Here is a 4,996-nt window from a genome sequence, read left to right on the forward strand (position 1 = left end):
GATCATATGACTACAACATATATTTTCCTTAACTTGATATATCTCTAGTTTGCCAATAGCTACTCGCTGCTCAGTAAAAAATGACCAACTCCAGGAGGACTTTTATAGAAATCTCTTGGCTGCTTATTCACTTATAAAACCACAACATATATCTTCCTAAACGTTCCTGTCCTCGTTTGCTATTGTGGTAGCTTCTCATATTTCTCTTGGCTTTTAAGACACATGCTCTGTGCTTAGCAAAATTACCAGCTCCAGAAGAACTCTTTTAGCGATCTCTCAGGTACTTACGCACACTATGTGGCACAAATACACTTACATCTCCTCCTAATCTTACAACTTCCTTGACAAAACTCGAAGAGATAATGTTTTCTCCATTATTTACTCCGAAGAGGAACTATTATAGAAATCTCTTAGGTGCTTATGAACATTGTGTGGCACAAATACACTCACATCTCCTCCTAATCTTGCAACTTCCTTGACGAAACTCGAAGAGATAAACTGAGTCTCCTCTGCTGCGGGCAGGAAAACAGTCTCAATACCCGGCGTCAACTTGTAATTTATCCAGCTCATCTGAAATTCGTAATCAAAATCTGTAACTGCACGTAACCCTCTAATGATCATTAGAGCCTTTTTTTGTTTGGCAAAAGCAGTCAATAAACCGTTAAAAACTTCAACTTTCACGATGCTCTTACATTCCAACACGTGCATCTCGCGCTGTATCATTTCGGCACGTAATTCTGCTGAAAAAATAGTGTTCTTCTGGACACTCCTAGCCACACCAATGACCAACTCATCAACAAGAGTACATGCTCTCTTGATTATATCTATATGTCCAAAAGTTATGGGATCAAAAGTCCCGGGATATATCCCCAATCTCTTAGTCACGGCTTTAACTCCACGGAGTTACTATTATCCAGGATGATAAAAGAATTATCTACCTATTTTTCAAGTTTATTTTTCTTGAACGCTGATGCTTGAGCATATAATATACTTCTGATCTTGTGCAGAGTTGTGCAGTCATTACTCTGCGTTTTTACCAGGCCTGGTAGCTCAGTGGTAGAGCAGAGGACTGAAAATCCTTGTGCGTTGGTTCAATTCCGACCCGGGCCACATTTCCCCAGATGTTAGGTGTGTACCATGAGTGTTTGCCTTCGATCGCTTGTCTTACTCCTCTCCACCGTGGTTTGTGTTATTAACACAACGTGCACAGCTGCTAGTGTTGTTTTCCAGCAACAGACACAACAGGTAGTCGTAGGATTTTTGCAGACGGCGGAGGAAACCTATCCGGAAGAACTTACATTTTCCCATAATATATATGAGCTCTTTACCGGACTTGGTGCAAAAGTTATTCGCTTGGATTATAACAAGGCAGTAGATTTTGAACTGATACGACAAAGTGCTTGGAAAGAGGCAAATGGGGATATTTTTAAGATTCATGACTTAGAAGCACGAATGATAAAAGAAGAGGTGCTGTCTTTTCTTAAAGAAAACGAAATAAGTAGAGTTTTTATACCTGGAAACTACTATAATGTGGACGCTGAGCCATATGCGCCGACTCCTAATAGACAATTGGTTACAGCAGCCATTGCTAAGATAGTACATGAAAATCCTGATATCAAGCTTATGGGTGTCTGCGGTGGATTGCAGGGGATTATGCATGCTATGGGAATAAAGGTTATACGAGTTCACAAGTTGCTCGGTTCACATGAATCTGCAGCTGTGCATGCAGTATCTATGCCAGATCCGCATCATAAAGATGTTGTTCTACACAGGTTAAGAATCGTGCCAGGTAGTAGATTGGCTTCTATAGTGTCTAAGCATGTAGAGCCTGATACGAATGGGTGGTATTCTCTGTTTTTTCCTGATGCTCACGGAGGAGTCGTAAGTAATGATCCTGAGAATGTTCAAAAGCTTGAGGATCTCGGGTATAAGATTGTCGGATTTTCTGATGATGGAATAATAGAAGCAGTAGAAGATGTTCACGGAAACATACTCTTCCAGGATCATCCAGAAGCTTTAGCCATCAACATGCTTCGAGGGCATGTATATCCTGAGACCGATAGTACAGATGCCACCTCTTCCCTGCAAGATCTCAGGTATAAGGCTGCACTTTCTGCTATATCGATTATTGAAGATTTTCTTTATCGCCAGTAAATTCCCACTACGCTTATATACCTCTAAAGAAGCAGTGGCGTTGATATTTAGTGAAAACAATAATGCAGTGTGGCTGGGGGTCTAAAGATTAAAACACAGGAGACGTCCTGCGCATAGCTGTTGCTAGTGATTAAAAAAAGAATATCACTATGGACAACAATACGTAGTAGCTTTATTAACATGCTGTCCAGGAATCTCACCCATTTTGACGTTCTAAAGATTTGCATGTATTTAGGCTTACGTAGCAGGTTCTACTTTATCCTTGTAAGATCCACGCTGCCGGATTTACTTTTCTGACCCATTATAGGAGCCCTAAGATCTTATTTCTCATAATTAGTGCAATACATCACCAATTGAGGCCTTATAGCATGTTTTACTGGATGCTTTTTATGTGCTTATAGCACTTTAGCGCTTTTTCCAAAAATACGCGCTCGCAAATTAAGCAACAAATAGGGTGTTGCGTATATGTATTGACATAAGTGTATTTACTTTTAAAGCATATACGTTATATGCCTGTTAAGACGTCTTTATGTATTCGTTGTTGCTAAAATAATTTGCGCTGTAATTAAGTTGTTATCTCCTGAGATAATGGCTTTCCAAGCCAACTTTAAGCACGTACGTTTTTTCATAATAATCTCCTCTATGCAATGAACGGCTCTCGTAGAAGTCAATCTGATAAAATCACAATATGGATATATCGAAGAATAGTGTAATAAATCCGTTTTTACTTCCCTTATTCTCTATAGCAAGTTATAGGCGATTTATCTTGACTCCTATTTTATTGTCTCGTAGACTGGCGGCATAAGGTGAATTTCGATTCTTCCATGCGTCTGTCGGAGTTTTATTCTCCTACTGTTAAGAACGTATCATCGGATGTCGTTTCTGCATCCCATAAGTATTCCATTCGTGCTGGTATTGTATCGCAGACTGCTTCTGGCGTCTATACTTTGCTACCTTTGGGCCTCATGGTGCTGAGAAAGGTGGAAAATATCATCCGTGAAGAAATAAATGCAGTAGGCTTTTCCGAGATCTTAATGCCTGCTATGCAGCCTGCAGATTTGTGGAAAGAATCACAAAGATATGATTCTTACGGTCAGGAAATGATCCGTATTCAGGACCGTGGTGGCAGGGAAATGGTCTTAGGCCCCACGCATGAGGAAGTTGTTACTGATTTGGTTAGGTCTTCGCTGAGAAGCTATAGGAATCTGCCAGTAAATTTATATCAAATTCAATGGAAATTCCGCGATGAGTTACGCCCTAGGAATGGCATACTACGTAGCAGAGAATTTTTAATGATGGATGCGTATAGCTTCAATGCTGACTTTGAGACGGCTATGAAAACCTATGATGCTGTATTTCGGGCGTATCGGAAAGCTTTTAAGAGAATGAATCTGCAGACTATAGCATTAAAAGCTGATATGGGTGCTATAGGCGGAAGTATAAGCCATGAATTTCACGTTTTGACTCCCACGGGAGAAAGCACTGTCTACTATGACAAGCGAGCGCTAGAGTTGTCAGAGATGAATGATTATGGAATTGAAGAATTGAAGGAGGTATATGCTGCAACCGATGATATGCATGATGAAAAAAGTTGCGTTGTTGCTCCTGATCACTTAAGAACTGCGCGCGGCATAGAGGTGGGGCACATTTTTTATTTGGATGATCGTTATTCGAGAACAATGAATGTGCAGTTCTGTAATACTGATGGGTATAGTGGTACGCACGTAAAGATGGGTTGTTATGGTATTGGAATTTCCAGGCTAATTGGGGCAATAATAGAAGTGTTTCATGATGATGCGGGAATCAAGTGGCCGCTGTCTGTTGCGCCGTTTAAGGTTGGTATCGTCAATCTTTTTTCAAAGAATGAAGAGTGTAAAAGAGTGTCAGAACGCTTGCATTCCATGGTTCCTGGTGATTCTTTATATGATGATAGAGATGATACGCCTGGGGTAAAGTTATCCAGAATGGACCTCATAGGTTTACCTTGGCAAGTGGTTGTGGGAAACTCCTTTGTCAAGGATGGTGTATTAGAGTTAAAGAATCGTGCAACTGGTGATACAGAGCTTCTTTCTGTTGATGATGTAATTTCTAGGATTAGCGTATGATACTGGGCATAGGTGTAGATTTGGTATGCACTAGAAGGGTACAAGCTTTAATTGCGAAATATGGGAACAAATTCACCAATAGAATATTCTCTGAGAAAGAAATACGGGATTCTCTGAAGTATCGGGATGAGTATGCTCGTGCAAGACATTTTGCCAAGAGGTTTGCTGCTAAGGAAGCTTATGTAAAGGCGCTAGGTTTGGGTTTTGGTCGCGGAGTAAAGGCTAAGAATATATCTGTATATAACGACTTCTATGGCCAGCCTATGATTTCATTTGAGGGAGGTGCTCTGCGCAGTGGTCACGTAAAGCTTAGTATGAGTGATGATGGTGATTATGCAATAGCTTTCGTTACATTACATACTTAGTCTTGGTATAAATTAAGAAACAATCCGATCTGCTTACTTGAGTGGTGGCATGAGTGAAAGCGATGCGAGTTCCTGTTGAAGAAGGGGATGTAATAAGGAACCTGATAACACGTTGCTGTCGCGCCTGCGATCTCTTTCTCAAAGAAAAAAGAGGTAAACGCAAGTCTAAAGGGAATTTTACTGCAAAATTAGTAGACACCATAATTGCAGGCATAAAACTTGCTTTAGAGTGTTTTCCGCGTATTATTATTTTATACTATAAATTTCAAGCTTGAAAGATTCGTGCAACGTAACAGATACCCCTTATAACGCACTACGACGCCCATTAGATATGGCTATGCACTTGAATTCTAGACGTCTACTACTTGCTGT

4 protein-coding genes, 1 tRNA gene and 1 pseudogene are annotated in these 4,996 nt (G+C 40.4%); 4 read left to right on the forward strand and 2 right to left on the reverse strand.

Annotated features, from left to right (window positions below; translation table 11 throughout):
• Positions 1–265: 265 nt before the first annotated feature.
• Positions 266–361, reverse strand: a pseudogene (locus KPX09_RS05810) (pantetheine-phosphate adenylyltransferase); the annotation flags it as partial.
• 17 nt (positions 362–378) lie between these two features.
• Positions 379–885, reverse strand: a complete 507-nt coding sequence (gene coaD / locus KPX09_RS04310; RefSeq protein WP_249549152.1) for a pantetheine-phosphate adenylyltransferase — start codon at positions 883–885, stop codon at positions 379–381.
• Between the two features lie 154 nt (positions 886–1,039).
• Between coaD and KPX09_RS04315 the strand changes: the two genes are divergently transcribed.
• The 4 genes from KPX09_RS04315 (at position 1,040) to KPX09_RS04330 (ending at position 4,624) form a co-directional block, all read left to right on the forward strand.
• Positions 1,040–1,110, forward strand: a tRNA-Phe gene (locus KPX09_RS04315).
• A gap of 27 nt (positions 1,111–1,137) precedes the next feature.
• Positions 1,138–2,154, forward strand: coding sequence for a hypothetical protein (locus tag KPX09_RS04320; protein WP_249549153.1), 1,017 nt, complete (start codon positions 1,138–1,140; stop codon positions 2,152–2,154).
• Between the two features lie 824 nt (positions 2,155–2,978).
• Complete coding sequence (proS, locus tag KPX09_RS04325) at positions 2,979–4,259, forward strand: proline--tRNA ligase (protein ID WP_249549155.1); 1,281 nt, start codon at positions 2,979–2,981, stop codon at positions 4,257–4,259.
• Complete coding sequence (locus KPX09_RS04330) at positions 4,256–4,624, forward strand: holo-[acyl-carrier-protein] synthase (protein WP_249549154.1); 369 nt, start codon at positions 4,256–4,258, stop codon at positions 4,622–4,624. The genes proS and KPX09_RS04330 overlap by 4 nt, the downstream gene beginning before the upstream one ends.
• The last annotated feature ends 372 nt before the right edge of the window (positions 4,625–4,996 follow it).

Origin of the sequence: Anaplasma phagocytophilum (assembly GCF_023476575.1) — a bacterium.
Taxonomy (GTDB): Bacteria; Pseudomonadota; Alphaproteobacteria; order Rickettsiales; family Anaplasmataceae; genus Anaplasma; species Anaplasma phagocytophilum_A.

Bases quoted from the DNA above. Each gene is read 5' to 3' on its own strand.
- proS (WP_249549155.1), top strand. From the start codon at position 2,979: ATGCGTCTGTCGGAGTTTTATTCTCCTACTGTTAAGAACGTATCATCG.
- KPX09_RS04330 (WP_249549154.1), top strand. From the start codon at position 4,256: ATGATACTGGGCATAGGTGTAGATTTGGTATGCACTAGAAGGGTACAA.
- KPX09_RS04320 (WP_249549153.1), top strand. From the start codon at position 1,138: ATGAGTGTTTGCCTTCGATCGCTTGTCTTACTCCTCTCCACCGTGGTT.